This window comes from Streptomyces sp. GESEQ-35 (assembly GCF_017948485.1).
Lineage (GTDB): Bacteria > Actinomycetota > Actinomycetes > Streptomycetales > Streptomycetaceae > Streptomyces.
The window spans coordinates 204,539-220,200 of the sequence record NZ_JAFFSX010000001.1 but is presented as its reverse complement, the minus strand read 5'-3'; the positions used below and the strand labels follow the sequence as shown (position 1 = coordinate 220,200).

Annotated in this window: 13 protein-coding genes; 12 read left to right on the top strand and 1 reads right to left on the bottom strand. The window is 70.2% G+C overall.

The window, feature by feature from the left end:
* Position 1: 1 nt before the first annotated feature.
* Both KCH87_RS01040 and KCH87_RS01035 read left to right on the top strand, forming a co-directional pair.
* Positions 2 to 886 (top strand): intradiol ring-cleavage dioxygenase, encoded by an 885-nt coding sequence (locus tag KCH87_RS01040; protein ID WP_210583315.1) that lies wholly within the window; start codon positions 2 to 4, stop codon positions 884 to 886.
* On the top strand, positions 883 to 1,956 hold the full coding sequence (locus KCH87_RS01035) for a maleylacetate reductase (RefSeq protein ID WP_210583314.1): 1,074 nt from the start codon (positions 883 to 885) through the stop codon (positions 1,954 to 1,956). Before KCH87_RS01040 ends, KCH87_RS01035 begins: the two co-directional genes overlap by 4 nt.
* A gap of 56 nt (positions 1,957 to 2,012) precedes the next feature.
* Here the strand turns inward: KCH87_RS01035 and KCH87_RS01030 are convergent, their stop codons facing one another.
* Positions 2,013 to 5,234 (bottom strand): S8 family serine peptidase, encoded by a 3,222-nt coding sequence (locus KCH87_RS01030; protein WP_210583313.1) that lies wholly within the window; start codon positions 5,232 to 5,234, stop codon positions 2,013 to 2,015.
* 310 nt (positions 5,235 to 5,544) lie between these two features.
* On the opposite strand from KCH87_RS01030, the gene KCH87_RS01025 reads away from it, so the two are divergent.
* The 10 genes from KCH87_RS01025 to KCH87_RS00980 all read left to right on the top strand — a co-directional run bounded on the left by KCH87_RS01025 (position 5,545) and on the right by KCH87_RS00980 (position 15,619).
* On the top strand, positions 5,545 to 5,766 hold the full coding sequence (locus KCH87_RS01025) for a hypothetical protein (RefSeq protein WP_210583312.1): 222 nt from the start codon (positions 5,545 to 5,547) through the stop codon (positions 5,764 to 5,766).
* Positions 5,767 to 6,149: 383 nt separating this feature from the next.
* A complete protein-coding gene (locus tag KCH87_RS01020; protein ID WP_210583311.1) occupies positions 6,150 to 6,752 on the top strand; it encodes a hypothetical protein in 603 nt (200 codons plus the stop codon).
* 10 nt (positions 6,753 to 6,762) lie between these two features.
* Complete coding sequence (locus tag KCH87_RS01015) at positions 6,763 to 8,130, top strand: amidohydrolase (protein WP_210583310.1); 1,368 nt, start codon at positions 6,763 to 6,765, stop codon at positions 8,128 to 8,130.
* Entirely contained in the window at positions 8,120 to 9,169 is a 1,050-nt protein-coding gene (locus KCH87_RS01010) for a LacI family DNA-binding transcriptional regulator (protein ID WP_210583309.1), read from the top strand. The genes KCH87_RS01015 and KCH87_RS01010 overlap by 11 nt, the downstream gene beginning before the upstream one ends.
* An 85-nt stretch (positions 9,170 to 9,254) precedes the next feature.
* A complete protein-coding gene (locus KCH87_RS01005; protein WP_210583308.1) occupies positions 9,255 to 10,004 on the top strand; it encodes a glutamine amidotransferase in 750 nt (249 codons plus the stop codon).
* Complete coding sequence (deoD, locus tag KCH87_RS01000; protein ID WP_210583306.1) at positions 10,004 to 10,756, top strand: purine-nucleoside phosphorylase; 753 nt, start codon at positions 10,004 to 10,006, stop codon at positions 10,754 to 10,756. Before KCH87_RS01005 ends, deoD begins: the two co-directional genes overlap by 1 nt.
* Positions 10,757 to 10,871: 115 nt before the next feature.
* Positions 10,872 to 11,966 (top strand): BMP family ABC transporter substrate-binding protein, encoded by a 1,095-nt coding sequence (locus KCH87_RS00995; protein ID WP_210583303.1) that lies wholly within the window; start codon positions 10,872 to 10,874, stop codon positions 11,964 to 11,966.
* A 16-nt stretch (positions 11,967 to 11,982) separates the two neighbouring features.
* On the top strand, positions 11,983 to 13,569 hold the full coding sequence (locus KCH87_RS00990; protein WP_247195525.1) for an ABC transporter ATP-binding protein: 1,587 nt from the start codon (positions 11,983 to 11,985) through the stop codon (positions 13,567 to 13,569).
* Positions 13,566 to 14,687, top strand: a complete 1,122-nt coding sequence (locus tag KCH87_RS00985) for an ABC transporter permease (protein ID WP_308298712.1) — start codon at positions 13,566 to 13,568, stop codon at positions 14,685 to 14,687. Before KCH87_RS00990 ends, KCH87_RS00985 begins: the two co-directional genes overlap by 4 nt.
* A complete protein-coding gene (locus KCH87_RS00980; RefSeq protein ID WP_210583299.1) occupies positions 14,684 to 15,619 on the top strand; it encodes an ABC transporter permease in 936 nt (311 codons plus the stop codon). The genes KCH87_RS00985 and KCH87_RS00980 overlap by 4 nt, the downstream gene beginning before the upstream one ends.
* Positions 15,620 to 15,662 lie beyond the last annotated feature (43 nt).

The following is a 15,662-nucleotide window of genomic DNA, read 5'->3' as shown; positions in this document are numbered from 1 at the left end:
CGTGGGATCGGACTTCACCGAAGAGACCGCGACCCAGGCCGTCGTCGACAGCTTCGCGCAGACACAGGACCCCAGGCTCCGGGAGATCCTCGAGTCCTTCACCCGCCATCTGCACAGCTTCGTCCGCGAGGTCGAACCGAACCAGGGAGAGTGGGAGGGGGCGATCGACTTCCTCACGGCGATCGGGCGCATGTGCGACGACAAACGCCAGGAATTCATCCTCTTCTCCGACGTCATGGGCGTCTCGATGCTGGTGGACGCGATCAACAACCGTAAGCCGCAGGGCGCGACGGAGTCGACGGTCCTGGGGCCGTTCCACGTCATCGAGTCACCTGTCCGCAAACTCGGTGAGGACATCGCCGTCGACCACACCAGCCCCCGCTGCCTGGTCCGAGGGCGCGTGCTCACCCTTGCCGGTGTCCCCGTCCCAGGTGCTCAGGTCGACGTGTGGCAGGCCGACGACGAGGGCTTCTACGACATCCAGAAGCCCGACGCTCCCGATCAGGACCTGCGTGGGCTGTTCACAGCCGACGAGGAAGGACGGTTCTGGTTCACCACGATCCTGCCGCTCCACTACCCGATCCCGGCCGACGGTCCGGTCGGTGACCTGCTCCGCCGCACAGGGCGACACCCCTACCGTCCGGCGCACATCCACTTCATCGCCGGCGCGGCGGGCTTCAGCCCGGTGACCACACATCTCTTCCTTGAGGGCAGTCCGTATCTCGACGACGACACGGTCTTCGGGGTGAAGCAGTCACTCATCCGTCCGGTAACCCCCGTCGACGACTCCGAGCAGGCCAGGCACTACGGACTCGACAACCCCTTCCAGGTGATCGACTTCGACATCACCTTGGCCCAGCCGCCGAGTGCCGAGGAGACGCAGTGACCCGCGCATTCGTCCATACCGGGCTGCCGTCGCGGGTCGTGTTCGGTTCGGGAACTCTCGCGGGTGTTCGAGAGGAGGTTGACCGCCTCGGCCTTTCCCGGGTGCTGGTACTCAGTACGCCGCAGCAGAAGGCAAGCGCACATGAGGTGGCAGAACTGCTGGGCGATGCGTGCGTCGGCGTGTACGCCGAGGCAGTCATGCATGTGCCGACCGATGTCGCGGCTGCGGCCGCGGCGCATGTCAGGTCCGTAGAGGCGGATGCAACCCTCGCAGTCGGAGGCGGATCGTCGATCGGGCTCGGTAAGGCGATCGCGCTCGAGACCGGTCTGCCGCTCGTGGCCATCCCGACGACTTATGCCGGTTCTGAGATGACGCCGGTCTGGGGGCTCACGGACGACAGTGGCAAACGCACCGGCCGCGATCCCAAAGTCCTGCCCGTGTCGGTCGTCTACGACACGAACCTGACCACAAGCCTGCCCGTCGAGATGTCGGTGACGAGCGGAGTCAACGCCCTCGCACATGCCGTCGAGGCCACTTATGCCCCCGACGGATCCCCGATCACCGACCTGATGGCCGGGGCCTCCATCAAGGCCCTGGCGAGCGGGATCCCGGCGATCGTGGCCGATCCGAGCGATGCCGAGGCCCGGTCCGATCTGCTGTACGGCGCCTGGCTGGCCGGCAGCTGCCTGGGAGCGACGACCATGTCGCTGCATCACAAGCTCTGCCACATCATCGGCGGATCCTTCAACCTCTCACACGCATGGACCCACACCGCCGTGCTGCCCCATGTCATGGCGTTCAACCTTCGGCCCGGCTCACGAGGGCACGACATCGTCTCCACCGGCTTCGGTGACACAGATCCAGGTGGTGCCTTGTACCGCATGCTTGACACCCTCGGCCTCACACGGTCCCTGGCCGACCTCGGTATGCCTGCGGACGGAATCGACCGCGTTGTCACTCAGGCAGTGTCGTCGCCGTATGCAAATCCACGATCAGTAAGCGACGACGACATCCGACGCATCGTCACTTCGGCGTTTGCGGGAACCACTCCGGCGGTCTTCCGGCGATGACCTGTTGGAGAGTGCGCGTCGGGAGGATGCCCGGCGCCGGGGAACTTGACGCGGGGTCACCTGGTGCGGTAGCCGTCGATGATCGTCTGGTTGAAGGTGTTGCCCTGACGGTCTCTCACCTCGGCGCGAAGTGAGACCGAGCCGCCCGCGGGCGGGTTGTCGACGGTGATCGCGCCGTGCCGTACGGCCGCCGGGTGCCAGGTCGTACCGCCGTCGTAGGACACGGACACCGTCAGTGAGGCGAGGCTGCGGCCGGCGGCCGAACCCTGGACGGTGACGGGCACCTTCTGCCGTACGCCGGCCACCGCCGTGGAGTCCAGGGCGAGTTCGGGCGTGTAGCGCACCACGCTCGCCGGGACGGAGGCGGCCGCCGTCGTGTGGGCCGAGGTGAACTGCGCCTGCCAGGTGACCTTCGAGGTGACCGAGGCGATACCGGCCGCGGCGCGGCCGATCGTGGTCACCAGCCGGTAGCGCGCCTTGTCCGGCGGCAGTTCGAAGCTCGTGGCGTCGAGCGGGCCGCCCGCGGTGGCGAGGAGCTTGCCGTTGCGGTAGAGCGAGGTCGACGCCGACGCGGCATCGTACAGACTGCTCCCCACGTGCCCCGCGCCGTCGGAGAATGGTGCGATCCTCCCGGTGAGCGTGTCACCGGTCCTCACGAGCCCACCGCCGGTGCCGATCGCCGGCCCGAACACACCGGTGTTGACCGTTTCGGTACGGCTCGATCCGGCGGGGTAGGTGCGGGCCGGGATCTCGTACTGGGCCTGGACGCCGCCGTTGGACGGGTCGATCTGCTGGGTGAGCGCCGCCCAGGAGTAGCCACCCTGCACGTACACCGTCCGAGTGCCCGGCAGGTCGCTGTAGAAGCCGACGGACGAGCCGCCTGCCCCCGGCAGCACCGTCCAGTTCACTCCCATGGCACCTGGGACCGAGGCCCCTTGGCGGAGCGTCAGCCTGGCCAGGTCGCCCTCGGTCACACGCTGGACGTGTCCGGTGTAGAAGGCGCCCGGGAGGGTGTGGGCGATGTGGTACTCGGTCGAGCCGTTGTACCAGTTCGAGGCGAAGTACGAGGTGACCTCTCCCGGCGGCGGCGGATCGCCGAACGTCCCGGTGCGGGCGCCCCTCAGACTGGCGTTCAGCCCGATGCTGAGGGAACTCTCGGTGCCGCCGGAGCGCACCACGGTCGACATGAGCGTGGAGTATCCGACGGCCTCCGGGTCCGGCAGGGTGACCTCGACGGGCCGTGTGTCCCGTGCGTCGAAGGCAAGGGTCATGTCGTGGTCGACCGTCACCTTCGGGGCGATGAGGCTGTCGATGCCGTCGTCGGCGAAGTTGCGGCCGGCGACCAGGTAGTCACCGGCCGGAAGCTCCACCGTGGCGGTACCGTCGTCGCCCCTGACCAGTTCGAACACGTCGTTGCCGATGCCGGTGAACCAGGCGGCCCAGCTGAAGTAGTCGGGCGGCAGGCCGTCGCGTCCGGTGGCCTTGACCGTGACTTCGTAGGTGTGCCCGGACCGTTCGACACCGCCGACGCTGCGGATGGTCTGCCCGCCGCCGGTGGCCACCAGCGTCACGCTGTACGCGCCGGTGGTGTCGCCGCCGACGCGGGTGTCCGCGGTCACGTCGACGCCGGCGGTGCCGCCCGCGGGCACGGTGATCCGATCGGCCCCGAGCGTGAAGAGACCCTCGGGGGCACCGCCCCCGCCCGGGGCGCTGGTGGTGGCGCTCAGGTTCAGGGTGACCGGCTGGTCGCCGTGGTTGCGGAAGGCGACCGTGCGGGTCCGCGGCTCGTCGTCGGTGTGCGGCCACTCCGCCTCGCCGAAGTTCAGCGAGCCGGGCTCGGCCACGACGGTCTGCGCGGCGGCCCGGGTCAGGTCGATCCGCCCGGTGCCCTGTTGGTACGCGCTGTAGCCGGCGGGCTTCGCCGAACCGGTCAGCAGGGCCTTGATCCGGCTGCCGCTCCAGTCCGGGTGCTTCTGCATGAGTAGAGCGGCCGCCCCGGCCACATGAGGTGTGGCCATGGAGGTGCCGTTGAGGGTGACATACCCGGGGGCGGGGTGCGGCTGGTCCGGCAGGGTGCCCTCGGCGGAGGCCGCGGTGATGGAGACGCCGGGCGCGGTCACGTCCGGCTTGACGCCTCCGTCCATGCGCGGGCCGCGCGACGAGAAGTCGGCGAGCTGGTCGAGCTTGTCCACGGCGCCCACGGTCAGCGCGTCCTCGGCCACGCCCGGGGTCAGCAGGGTTCCCGATCCGGAGCCGCTGTTGCCCGCGGCGACGACGAACAGCGCCTGGTCGGACAGGGCGTCGACGGCCTCTTCGAGGGGGTCGGTGCCCGGAGTGTCGTCGTCTCCGAGGGAGAGGTTGACGACGTCGGCGCCCTGCGCGACGGCCCATTCCATGCCGGCCACGATGCCGGACGTCAGGCCCGAGCCCGCGGTGTTGAGGACCTTGCCGTTGAGCAGCTGGGCGCCGTGTGCCACGCCCTTGTACTTGCCGGCGGAGCCCGCTCCGGTACCGGCGGCGGTCGAGGCGACATGCGTGCCGTGGCCGTTGTGGTCCCGGACGTCCGTGTCCTCCGAGAAGTTCTCCTCGGCGACGACCCGGCCGGCAAAGTCAGGGTGAGTGGAGTCGATGCCGGTGTCCAGTACGGCGATCTTCACGCCGGTGCCGTCGAGTCCCGCCTGCCACAGGCCGGGGGCGCCGATCTGCGGCACGCTCACGTCGAGGGCGGCGGTCGCCACCCGGTCCAGGCTCAACTCCGCCACGCCAGGGGCGAGTTCGCTCGTGCCGTGCTCGGTGTCGGTCAGGGCAGCCCAGGCCGTCGTCGTCTCCTCGGGCGACACCACCACGGCCTCGGAGTCCACGGAGGTGAGCTCCCGGACCGGTGCGTCGGTGCCCGCGTGGAGCCGGCCGCGTGCCGCCGGGTTCTTCGCCGTGTACCGCACCAGCACGGGTGAGCCGCCGTCCGCCACGTCACGGTACTCGGGCCGGCTCAGCTCGGCCACGTCGAAGAGAGCCAGGTCGACCTCGCCCTCGGCGATCAGCACTTCGGCGTCGGCGGGGACGACGTAGGTGTGGTCGCCGGTACGGCTGATCTGGAGGGGTATGCCGGAGCGGCCCTCGGCCGGCGTCGCGCCGACGGCGTTGCCGTGCTGGTCCAGCAGAACGTGGTCGCCGGTGATCAGCGTGACCGTCTCATAAGAAGGCGCGGAGGATAACGCCGCGCCCGCCGTCGGGGTGCCGGCCGCGACGGCCGGGACGGTCGTCAACCCCGTCGACATGGCCGCCGTCAACAACAGTGCCCCGGACCGGACCGAGGCATGGGTGAACCGTCTTCTTCGTCGTGATCCCAGCATTGTCGTCCCTGTCTGCTCGTGGGGAGTCTGCAGAGCTGTGTGACGTCTGCGCCTTGACAGAGAGTTGATTGTGTCAGGTACGCGCCATGGCCTCCATGGGGCGATCTGCCGGAAACGGGCTTGCGATGGGCGACCAACTGGCCTGCTCCCGCAAGCAATTGACGTGCGCGACGGGATACGGTCACATGGGAGCGGCCGGATCGGGCCCGAACCGGCCACGGCGCCGAGGTGCCAGGTGACATTCCCGAAAGCCCTACCGCTCGCCCTTGCGGCCGTGGCGCACCAGCATCCGGAAAATGAGCCGGGTACGCCATCGCCCGGCCTGCGGCACACCTGGCCGGCGAGTGGGATGCGTCCCGAGCCCCCGGTCCGGAAGGTGACGCGGATGTCGACGGCCGTCCCCGAACTCCGCATCCGCACTCTCGCCCCGCTGTACGTCCCCGGCCTCATCGCCTGAGGATCCGGTAGCTGCTGCGAGATCCGTCGTGCCCCGCTCGCCGGGCATGAACTCACCGTCCCGGTGAAGTCGGGCGGCGCCGCGATGCTGGAGCTGGCGGCCAAGGCCTCGGTTGCCTCGTGTGGACAGGAGCGGGCCGCCACCCCTGCGGCTGGTGTCGACGGCGGCGGCCGCGTCAGATATCGACGCGCGTCAGAGGGGCATCGGTCGCCCGGTCGCGGTGTCGAGGGCGTGTTCGGCGGCGGTCAGATGGCGGCGGCCGGCCGGCTTTCGGCGAGGTGTGGGCGTGGCTCAGGGGGGCGTGCCAGTAGCGGCGGGGGATGAGCGGCGGTCGTCGTCGAAGCGGGCCAGGCGCCGGTCAGCGAGAAGGCCGCAGTGAGTCGATGCAGGTGCAGACCGAGTGCGGGTGGGGTGGCGTCCCGCCGAGTGGTGTGGTCACCGGCGGCGTGTGCACGTCCCGGGCAGACGCCCTGCGTTCACGACCCGTCGAGCCCTGGTTTCGTGCCAAGTCGAGCCGGCCGCCGGGGAAGTTCTCCGGGCCGCCTTGCGGGAGAGACGATGAACTGGAAGCCATCGGCACGACATGGCGTGACCCTCGTGGCGCCGCTGTCGGTTGCTGCGCCGCTGCTCACGGGATGCGGGGGCGATGGGCCGGACGCGTCCGCGGCGACGAAGCGCGCGACGCCTACCTCTCCCGCCGGGACGAAGCCGTCGAACTCTCCTTGTCCGAGTTGGACGAGGTAGGGGTCCGGTCCGGTCTGGCAACGCTCCTGCTGGGTGTCGGCAACGCGCTCAGCCAGCTGCCATTCATCTGGCACCGGACCGGCCTGTCGTACTTGGGGCTCTGCGTCGCCCTGCGCGGCCTGTTCATCGCAGCCCTCTGCGTGGTCGACGACTTCAAGCAGTGCAACGTAGCGGAGGTCGTAGCCATCACGGAAACCCGGTCACAACGCGGTGTGGTTGTGCAAAACGTTTTGGATATCTAGCTTGTGCGCCATGAGCGACAGAACGCCTCCGCCGACCGGCCGCCTCCTGGTGAGCGGCTGCGATGTGCTGCGCGTCCCGGCGCAGGGCGAGTGCGAGATTCTGCGGGCGCGGGACATCGTGGTGGCGGACGGCGTCATCGAGGACGTACGACCGACCGGGGACCCCTTCGGTCCGGGCCCCGCGGCTGACGTGATCGACGGGCGCGGCCTGCTGGCCGTTCCCGGCCTGGTCAACGCGCACACGCACAGCCCCATGGTCCTGATGCGCGGCGCGGCCGAGGACGTGACGGTGGAGGGCTGGTTCAACGACCGGGTCTGGCCGATGGAGTCCAACCTCACCCCGGCCGACGTACGGATCGGGGCGAGGCTGGCCTGCGCGGAGATGATCCGCTCCGGTGTCACCACCTTCGCCGACCACTACTTCTTCCCCGAGCAGATCGCCGAGGCGGTCGCCGAGACCGGCCTGCGGGCCGACATCGCGCCCACGTACTTCAGCAGCCGGGGCGAGGCGGCCCTGGAGGCCACGGTGAAGTTCGCGGAGGCGTGGCACGGCGGTGCGGGCGGGCGGGTCACCGTCTCGCTCGGGCCGCACGCCCCGTACACGGTCGAAGACGGCGACCTGCGGATCCTCGCCGGACACGCCCGACGGCTCGGCCTGCGCATGCACATCCACGCCGCCGAGCACCTGGAGCAGACGCAGTCCAGCCTGGAGCGGCGCGGCATCACCCCGATCCGGGTGCTGCACGAGACCGGGGTACTGGAGGCCGGGGCACTGATCGCGCACGGCTGCGGGATCGTCGAGGACGACCTGCCGTTGCTGGCCGAGTACGCCGACACGACCGCCGTGGCCTGTTGCCCCAAGGTGTACCTCAAGCACGCCCTGTCCCCGCTCACCCCGGTCCGGGAACTGCTCGCCGCCGGAGTCGCGGTCGCCGTCGGCACGGACGGCGCCGCCGGTCACAACACGCTCGACGTGTGGGAGGCCCTGCGGCTGGTCGCCCTCACCCAGAAGCAGGCGGAACGGGACGCCACCTGGATGACCGTCTCCGACACGCTGCGCCTGGCCATGCGCGGCGGAGCCCGAGCCCTCGGCCTGCGGAAAGAGATCGGGGCGCTGGAGCCGGGCATGCGGGCCGACATCGTCCTGACCGACCTGTCGGGGCTGCATTGCCGTCCCCTGCACGATCCGCGTGCCGCGCTGGTCTACAGCGCCCGCGCCAGTGACGTACGGACCGTCGTCGTCGACGGTCGGATCCTGATGCGCGACGGCCGACTGCTCACCGTGGACGTGCCGGCGCTGCTGGCCGAGGCCGACACCCGGGTGGCCCGCATCCTCGACACCTCCCATGGCAGGGCGGTGCAGCACTATGACCCCTGAGCCGTACGTGCGGGCGGCGGTCCGGCGCCCGGCGTCCATCAAGGACGTGGCCGCCGCGGCAGGCGTCAGCGCCACCACCGTCTCCCACGTCCTCAGCGGCAACCGGCCGGTCAACGAGCACACCGCCGCACGGGTGCGCAGCGTCGTCAACCGGCTCGGCTACGTCCCGGCATCCCTGGCCCGCAGCCTCCAGGCCGGTTCCACCTCGGTGATCGGCCTGCTGATCCCGGACATCAGTAACACCTTCTTCGCCGAACTCGCCAAGGGCGCCGAGGACGCCGCCCACGACCTCGGCTACGGCCTGATCCTGTGCAACACCGAGTTCGACGCCGACCGCGAGGACCGCTACCTCGGCATGATCCGCAGCCGGTTCATCGACGGCATGGTGTACGCCTCGGGGTCCCCGCCGTCCCGGCGGAGGCTGGAAGCCCTCATGGGCAAGTTCCCCATCGCGCTCGCCGACGAGGAGGTCGAGGGCCTCGAAGGCGCCCTCATCGCCACCGCCGACCACGAGGCGGGCGGACGGCTGGTCGGCGAGCACCTCCGGGCGCTCGGCCACAGCCGGGTCCTGATGCTGACCGGCCCGCGCGCCCTGAAGAGCAGCAACGCTCGCGCGAACGGTTTCGTACGGGCCTTCCGGGGCGAGGTCGTCGAACGCGTCGGCGACTTCAAGGAGACCTCCGGATACGTCCTCGTCGCCGAACTCCTCAAGGAGGGCGGTCTCTCCGAGGACTGCACGGCCGTCTTCGCGGCCAACGACCTCATGGCGTTCGGCGCCCTGACCGCGCTCCGGGAGGCGGGACTGTCGGTGCCGGAGGACGTCTCGGTGGTCGGCTTCGACGACATCCGGGCCGCCTCGCTGGCGCATCCGCCCCTGACCACCGTCCACCAGCCGGCCTACGACGTGGGCCGCACCGCCACCGCCCAACTCCTCCAGTACGTCACCCGGGGCGAGGTCCCGCCCGCCTCCCGGCACACGCTTCCCGTCGAACTCAAGGTCCGCGGCAGCACGGCACACCGCGCGCTGACTCCCACCTGACCGTCACCTGACCTCAACCACCCACGCATCGCACGGAGTTGCCGTGCCGCGCGGCAATACCCCCTGCCCGGAAAGGCGGTTCGCCATGCCCAGAGTGCTCGTCGTGGGCGAGTCCTGGTTCACCTACACGGTCCACCAGAAAGGCTTCGACGCCTTCCACACCTCCGAGTACACCGAGGGCGGAGGCGCCTTCCTCGACGCGCTCCGCTCACGCGGCCACGAAGTGACCTATGTGCCCTCGCACGAGATCCCGAGCCGGGTTCCGGCCTCCGCCGACGGTTTCGACGCGTACGACGTCGTCGTCATCAGCGATGTGGGCGCCAACAGCTTCCAGCTCCCGCCCGAGACCTTCAACCGCTCCGTCCCCGCGCCCGACCGGTCCGAGCTGGTACGCGGCTTCGTGGAGCGGGGCGGCGGGGTGCTGATGATCGGCGGCTATCTGACCTTCAGCGGCATCGACGCCCGCGCACGATGGGGGCGCTCCCCGCTGGCCGCCGCCCTGCCGGTGACGATGCTGGACCGCGACGACCGGGTGGAGCTTCCGGCCGGTGCCGTCCCCGAAGTGGTGGGCGAGCACGCGGTCGTACGGGGCCTTGACCGGTCCTGGCCCGCGCTGCTCGGACTCAACGAGGTCACGCCGCGGCCGGAGGCGTCGCTGCTGGCCGAGTGCGCCGGGCATCCGCTGCTCGTCGTCGGCGGCCACGGCGCGGGCAGATCGGCGGCGTTCACCTCCGATGTCGCACCGCACTGGGCACCGCCGCCGTTCCTGGACTGGAAGGGCTATCCCGAGCTCTGGGACCGGCTGGTGCGCTGGCTGGCCGGAGCGGAGCTGTGATGGCAGGACACGTGAGTACGTCGTCGGTCACCGGCACACCGCACATCGCGGCCCGGCCGGGCGACTTCGCGCCGCTCGTGCTGATGCCGGGCGACCCGCGCCGCGCCCGGCGGATCGCCGAGACGTTCCTCAAGGACGCGCGGCAGGTCACCGACGTACGCGGCATCCTCGGCTACACCGGAAGTCACCGGGGCGTGCCGATGTCGGTGCTCGCCTCCGGCATGGGCATCCCGTCCGTGACGATCTACGCGACGGAACTGTTCCGCCACTACGGCGTGCGCAGGATCGTCCGGGTCGGCACCGCCGGTGCGATTCCGGCCTCGGTGTCGGTACGGGATGTGGTGATCGCCTCCGCCGCGCACACCGACTCCAGCCTCAGCCGCCTCCTCGTGGACGGCGTGACCCTCTCGCTCGCTCCCTCCTACCCGCTGCTGCGCGCAGCAGCGGACGCCGCCGAACGGGAGCTCTCCGGCGGCGGGGCAGTGCACATCGGACCGGTGTTCAGCAGCGACCACTTCTACCTCGACCGCCCCGCCCTCTTCGACGCCCTGGAGCGCCGGGGCACGCTCGCGGTCGAGATGGAGGCGGCGGGGCTGTACGCCGTGGCCTGCGCGGAGGGCGGCGAGGCCCTCGCCGTGCTGACCGTGTCCGACCACCTCCGCACGAGGGACGCCCTCACCGCCGAGGAACGCGCGACGGACTACGACCGGACGCTGCGCATCGCCGCGACCGCACTGCTCAACGATGTCTGAAATTCCCCCACCGGAAATCAAACCGAAACCGGGCAACGTAGCCAAAACGTTTTGCACTTTCTACTGTCAACGCAGCCGCTGACTCAGCAACTAAATGATCAGGAAGTCGAGGTCGATGATGCGATACGGGAGAAGCGCCGCCGTCGCGGTGACAGGGATGCTCGCTCTGACCGCTTGCGGAGGGTCGGGCGGAGACGATTCCGGAGCTTCGTCCTCCGGCAAGCCGCGCATCAAATTGGTGCTCAATGGCGGGCTGGGCGACAAGTCGTTCTTCGACTCCGCCTACGCTGGACTGAAGAAGGCCGAGAAGGACCTCGGCTACGAACTCAAGGTGGTGGAGCTCGGCTCCGACCGCACCAAGTGGGAGCCCGGCTTCGAGGACGCCGCCTCGGCCGACGACTACGACATCCTCGCCGCCGGAACCTTCGAGGTCACCGACTACATTGGCGAACTCGCCCCGCAATTCCCGGACAAGAAGTTCTGGCTGTTCGACGCCCCGGTCGACTACAGCGGCAAGAACGGCGGCTGCTCCAACAAGTGCGAGAACGTGTACTCCGTCACCTTCAAGCAGAACGAGGGCGGTTATCTCGCGGGATTCCTGGCCGAGAAGCTGGTGGCCGCGAAAGCCCTCAAGGGAACCGAATCGCTGAAGAAGGTCGGCGTCATGGGCGGCGTGAAGATCCCGCTGATCGAGGACTTCGTCGTCGGTTTCAAGTCGGGCTTCCAGGCCGCCGGCGGAAAGAACTCCGATGTCCTCGTCCAGTACGTCGGCGGCGACAAGCCGTTCGCCGACCCGGCCAAGGGCAAGGAGATCAGCACCGCCATGTACGGCCAGGGCGCCGCCCTGGTGTGGCCGGTCGCCGGGCTCTCCGGCCTCGGCACCTTCGAGTCGGCCGTCGGCGCCAAGAGGTACACGTTCGGCGTCGACTCCGACCAGTACCAGACCCTCACCGACCAGGCGCAGAAGAACACCGTCGTCACCTCCATCCTCAAGAACGTCGGCAACGCCCTGTACAAGGCCGCGCAGGACGACCAGAAGGACTCCCTGAAGTACGGCGCCGTCTCCACCGTCGGCCTCGCCGAGGACGCCGTCGGCTATGTGAACGACGACCACTTCAAGGAGTTGGTGCCCGAGACGATCCGTACCGAGGTCCAGGAAGCCGCCGACCAGGTCAAGTCCGGCTCCGTCACGGTGCCCAGCGCCCTCTAGCCGAACGGCCTTGATGATGAACGAGCCATGGGGCAAGGACGGACCGGCCGTCGCCGCCCGCCGGGTCACCAAGACCTACGCCAACGGGGTGCGCGCGGTGCGCGCCGTGGACCTGGAGATACCGCCGGGCGAGATCCGGGCGGTCGTCGGTGAGAACGGCGCGGGCAAGTCCACGCTGATGAAGATGTTCTACGGCCTCGAACAGCCCAGCGCGGGCGAGATCCTGGTCGGCGGACGGCCCCGGGTGCTGCGGGGTCCGGCCTCGGCGATCGCGCTGGGCGTGGGAATGGTGCACCAGAACCTCATGCTGGTGCCGTCCTTCACCGTTGCCCAGAACGTCGTCCTCGGCGTGGAGCCGGGCCGTCGCGGTCTGGTCGACCCGAAGGCGGCCGTGGAGACGACCGCCCGGCTCGCGGAGGAGTCCGGACTCGTCGTCGACCCCAGGGCACGGGTCGAGGAGGTGTCGGTCGGGATGCGCCAACGCACCGAGATCCTCAAGGCACTCCACCGGCGGGCCCGCGTGCTGATCCTCGACGAGCCGACCGCCGTGCTCACCCCGCAGGAGACCGAGGACCTGTTCGCCGCCGTACGCAGACTGCGCGACAACGGAATGACCGTGCTGTTCATCTCGCACAAGCTGCGCGAGGTACGGGAGATCAGCGACAAGGTGAGCGTGATGCGCGCCGGCTCCCTGGTGGGGACGGTCGCCACCGCCGACGCCACCGAGCGGTCACTCGCCGCCATGATGGTCGGCCGGGACATGTCCCTGGACGTGGACCGTTCCCCCGCCCGCCCCGGGGAGACCACCCTGCGGGTACGGAGCCTCGGCTACCAGGCCCCGACCGGCCAGTCCCTGCACGACCTCGATTTCGACGTCGCCGCCGGGGAGATCGTCGGCGTGGCCGGCATCGAGGGCAACGGCCAGAGCGAACTCGCCGAAATCCTCGCCGGGTTGCGCCGCGCGACCGCGGGCACGGTCCACATCGACGGCACCGACACGGCCGGTCTCGACGTGGCGGGACACCGCAGGGCCGGCATCGGCTACGTACCGGAGGACCGGCTGCACAACGGCGCCGCCCTCGACGCGTCCATCGCCGACAACCTCGTCGTCGACCGGCACGACCGACCGCCCCTCGCCCGCCGCGGCGTCCTCCACCCGGGCGCCGTACGCGAACACGCCGACCGGCTGATCGACCAGTACGCGATCCGCACCCCCGACCCGTCGGTCCCGGTACGCGCACTGTCCGGCGGCAACCTGCAGAAGGTGATCGTCGCCCGCGAACTCTCCGCGGGACCACGCCTGTTGATCGCCTCCCAGGTCACCCGCGGGGTGGACATCGGCGCGATGCGGTTCATGTACGAGCGTCTCGTCGCCGCGCGGGACGTGGGCGCCGCCGTCCTGCTGATCTCCGCCGACCTCACCGAACTCCTCGCCCTCTCCGACCGGTTGCTCGTCCTCAAGGACGGCCGCTTGGTCGCCCGGTTCGACGACACGAGCGGCCTCACCGAGAAGCGGGTCGGGCTCTACATGCTCGGCGTCGAGGAGCACGACCGCGACCAGCTCACGGCCCACCTGGAAGACCTGGGGGAGGAGTCTCCGTGACCACCACCCCCATGACCGCGATCGAGATCGAGGACCGGAGCCAGTACCGGGCGACCCGCCGCCGCGACTTCGTCGTCGACCTGAGCATGGCCCTGGCCACCATCCTGGCCGCCCTGGCCATCGGCTTCCTCGTCATGCTCGCCACGGGCAACGACCCGGTCCGCGCCTACGAGGTGATGCTCACCGGCCCGCTGGACCGCTCGTTCCGCGTCGGCCGCTGGCTGGAGGACGCCACCACCCTCACGCTGCTCGGGCTGTCGGTCGCGATCCCCTTCCGCGCCCGGCAGATCAGCCTCGGCGCCGAGAGCCAGGTCTACGCCGGTGCGCTGGCGGCCGCGACCGTCGCGATCTTCCTGCCGTTGCCGCCGGTCGTCGCCGTGATCGTGCCCATGGCCGCGGCGGCCGCCGCGGGCGCCGGAATGGGCCTGGTTCCGGGATCGATGAAGGCACGCCTCGGCGCCAACGAGATCGTGGCCACGCTGATGCTCAACGCCATCGTCGTCCGCGTCTACGACTACCTCGTCAACGGCCCGCTGAAGGAGTCGGGCAGCAGCGCCGTGCACTCGAAGAACATCCAGCCCGACTCCGCGCTCACCCCGCTGACCGACTGGTTCGGCATCCCCCTGGGCCGGGCCAACATCGGCCTCGGGGTGATGCTGCTGACCGCCGTCGCGCTGTGGCTGCTCCTCACCCGCACCCCGCTCGGCTACCGCATCCGCATGACCGGCGCCAACCCCGACTTCGCGGCGTACGGCGGCATCCGCGTGCCCCGCGCCATCGAGTGGAGCTTCGTCATCGGCGGCGCCGTCGCGGGCCTCGCCGGAGCCCATCTCGTCCAGGGCGTGTACGGGCGACTCGAACCAGGGCTCGCCGGAAGCCTCGCCTTCGAAGGGATCGTGGTCGCCCTGCTGGCCAGGAACAACCCGCTGGTCGTCGTGGTCGCCGGACTCTTCTACTCCTACCTGCGCGCCGGGGGCGACATCATGGAACAGCAGACGGACGTCGGCACCGAGATCGTGGTGGTCATCCAGGCGGTCATCGTGCTCCTGGTCACCGCCCAGGCCCTGCCGAACCTGCTCAAGCGGCGCATCGCGCGCAGGCAGGTGGGCGTCCGATGAGTGCCGTACTCGACGTCGTCCTCAGCAGCGCCTTCCTGGCGGCCGCACTACGGATCGCCACGCCCTACCTGCTCGCCGCGTTCGGGGGGCTGGTCGCGGAACGCGCAGGCATCAGCAACATCGCCCTGGAAGGCCAGATGCTGAGCGCGGCCTGCACCGGCGCGCTCGTCGCCGGTTACAGCGGCTCCGTCGCCGTGGGTGCGCTGTGCGGTGTCGCGACGGCGGCACTGCTGGGCGTACTGCTCGCCGCGCTGCGCCTGGAACTGGGCGCCGACGCGATCATCGCGGGCATCGGCCTCAACCTCCTCGCCTCCGGCGGCACCGCCTACGCCGTCTACAGCCTCCTCGACGACAAGGGCGGCACCTCCGGCCTGAAGAGCGGCAGCCTGCCGACGGTCACCCTGCCGGGCGTCGAGCACGTGCCGGTGCTCGGCGATGTGCTGAGCGGCCAGAACATGGTCACCTGGTTGGCCTTCCTGGCCGCACCGTTCGTCGCCTGGCTGTTCTACCGCACCCGCTTCGGCTTCCACCTGCGCGCGGTCGGCGAGATGCCCGACGCCGCCGAGTCGGTCGGGATCGCGGTACGGCGGGTCCAGTACACCGGACTCGCCCTCAGCGGAGCCCTCGCAGGACTCGCCGGGGTCTTCCTCAGCATGGGCTACGTCTCCTTCTTCGTACGGGACATGACGGCCGGCCGCGGCTTCATCGCCCTCGCCGCCGTGTTCCTCGGCGGCCTGCGGCCCTGGGGTGTCTTCCTCGCCGCGCTCGGCTTCGGAGCGGCGGAGGCACTGGCCGTGCAGCTCGGCACGCTCGACGTACCACCGCAGCTGGTGTCGACGATCCCGTACGTGATGACGCTGGTCGCCCTCGCGCTGTACGCGTGGCGCCGCAAGCGCCGGGGCCGTGCCGTGCCGGCCGCCGCCTCACTCTGACGCCCCGGCAGCACCCTCTCTCCCCTCAGCCACAGCCCCTTCG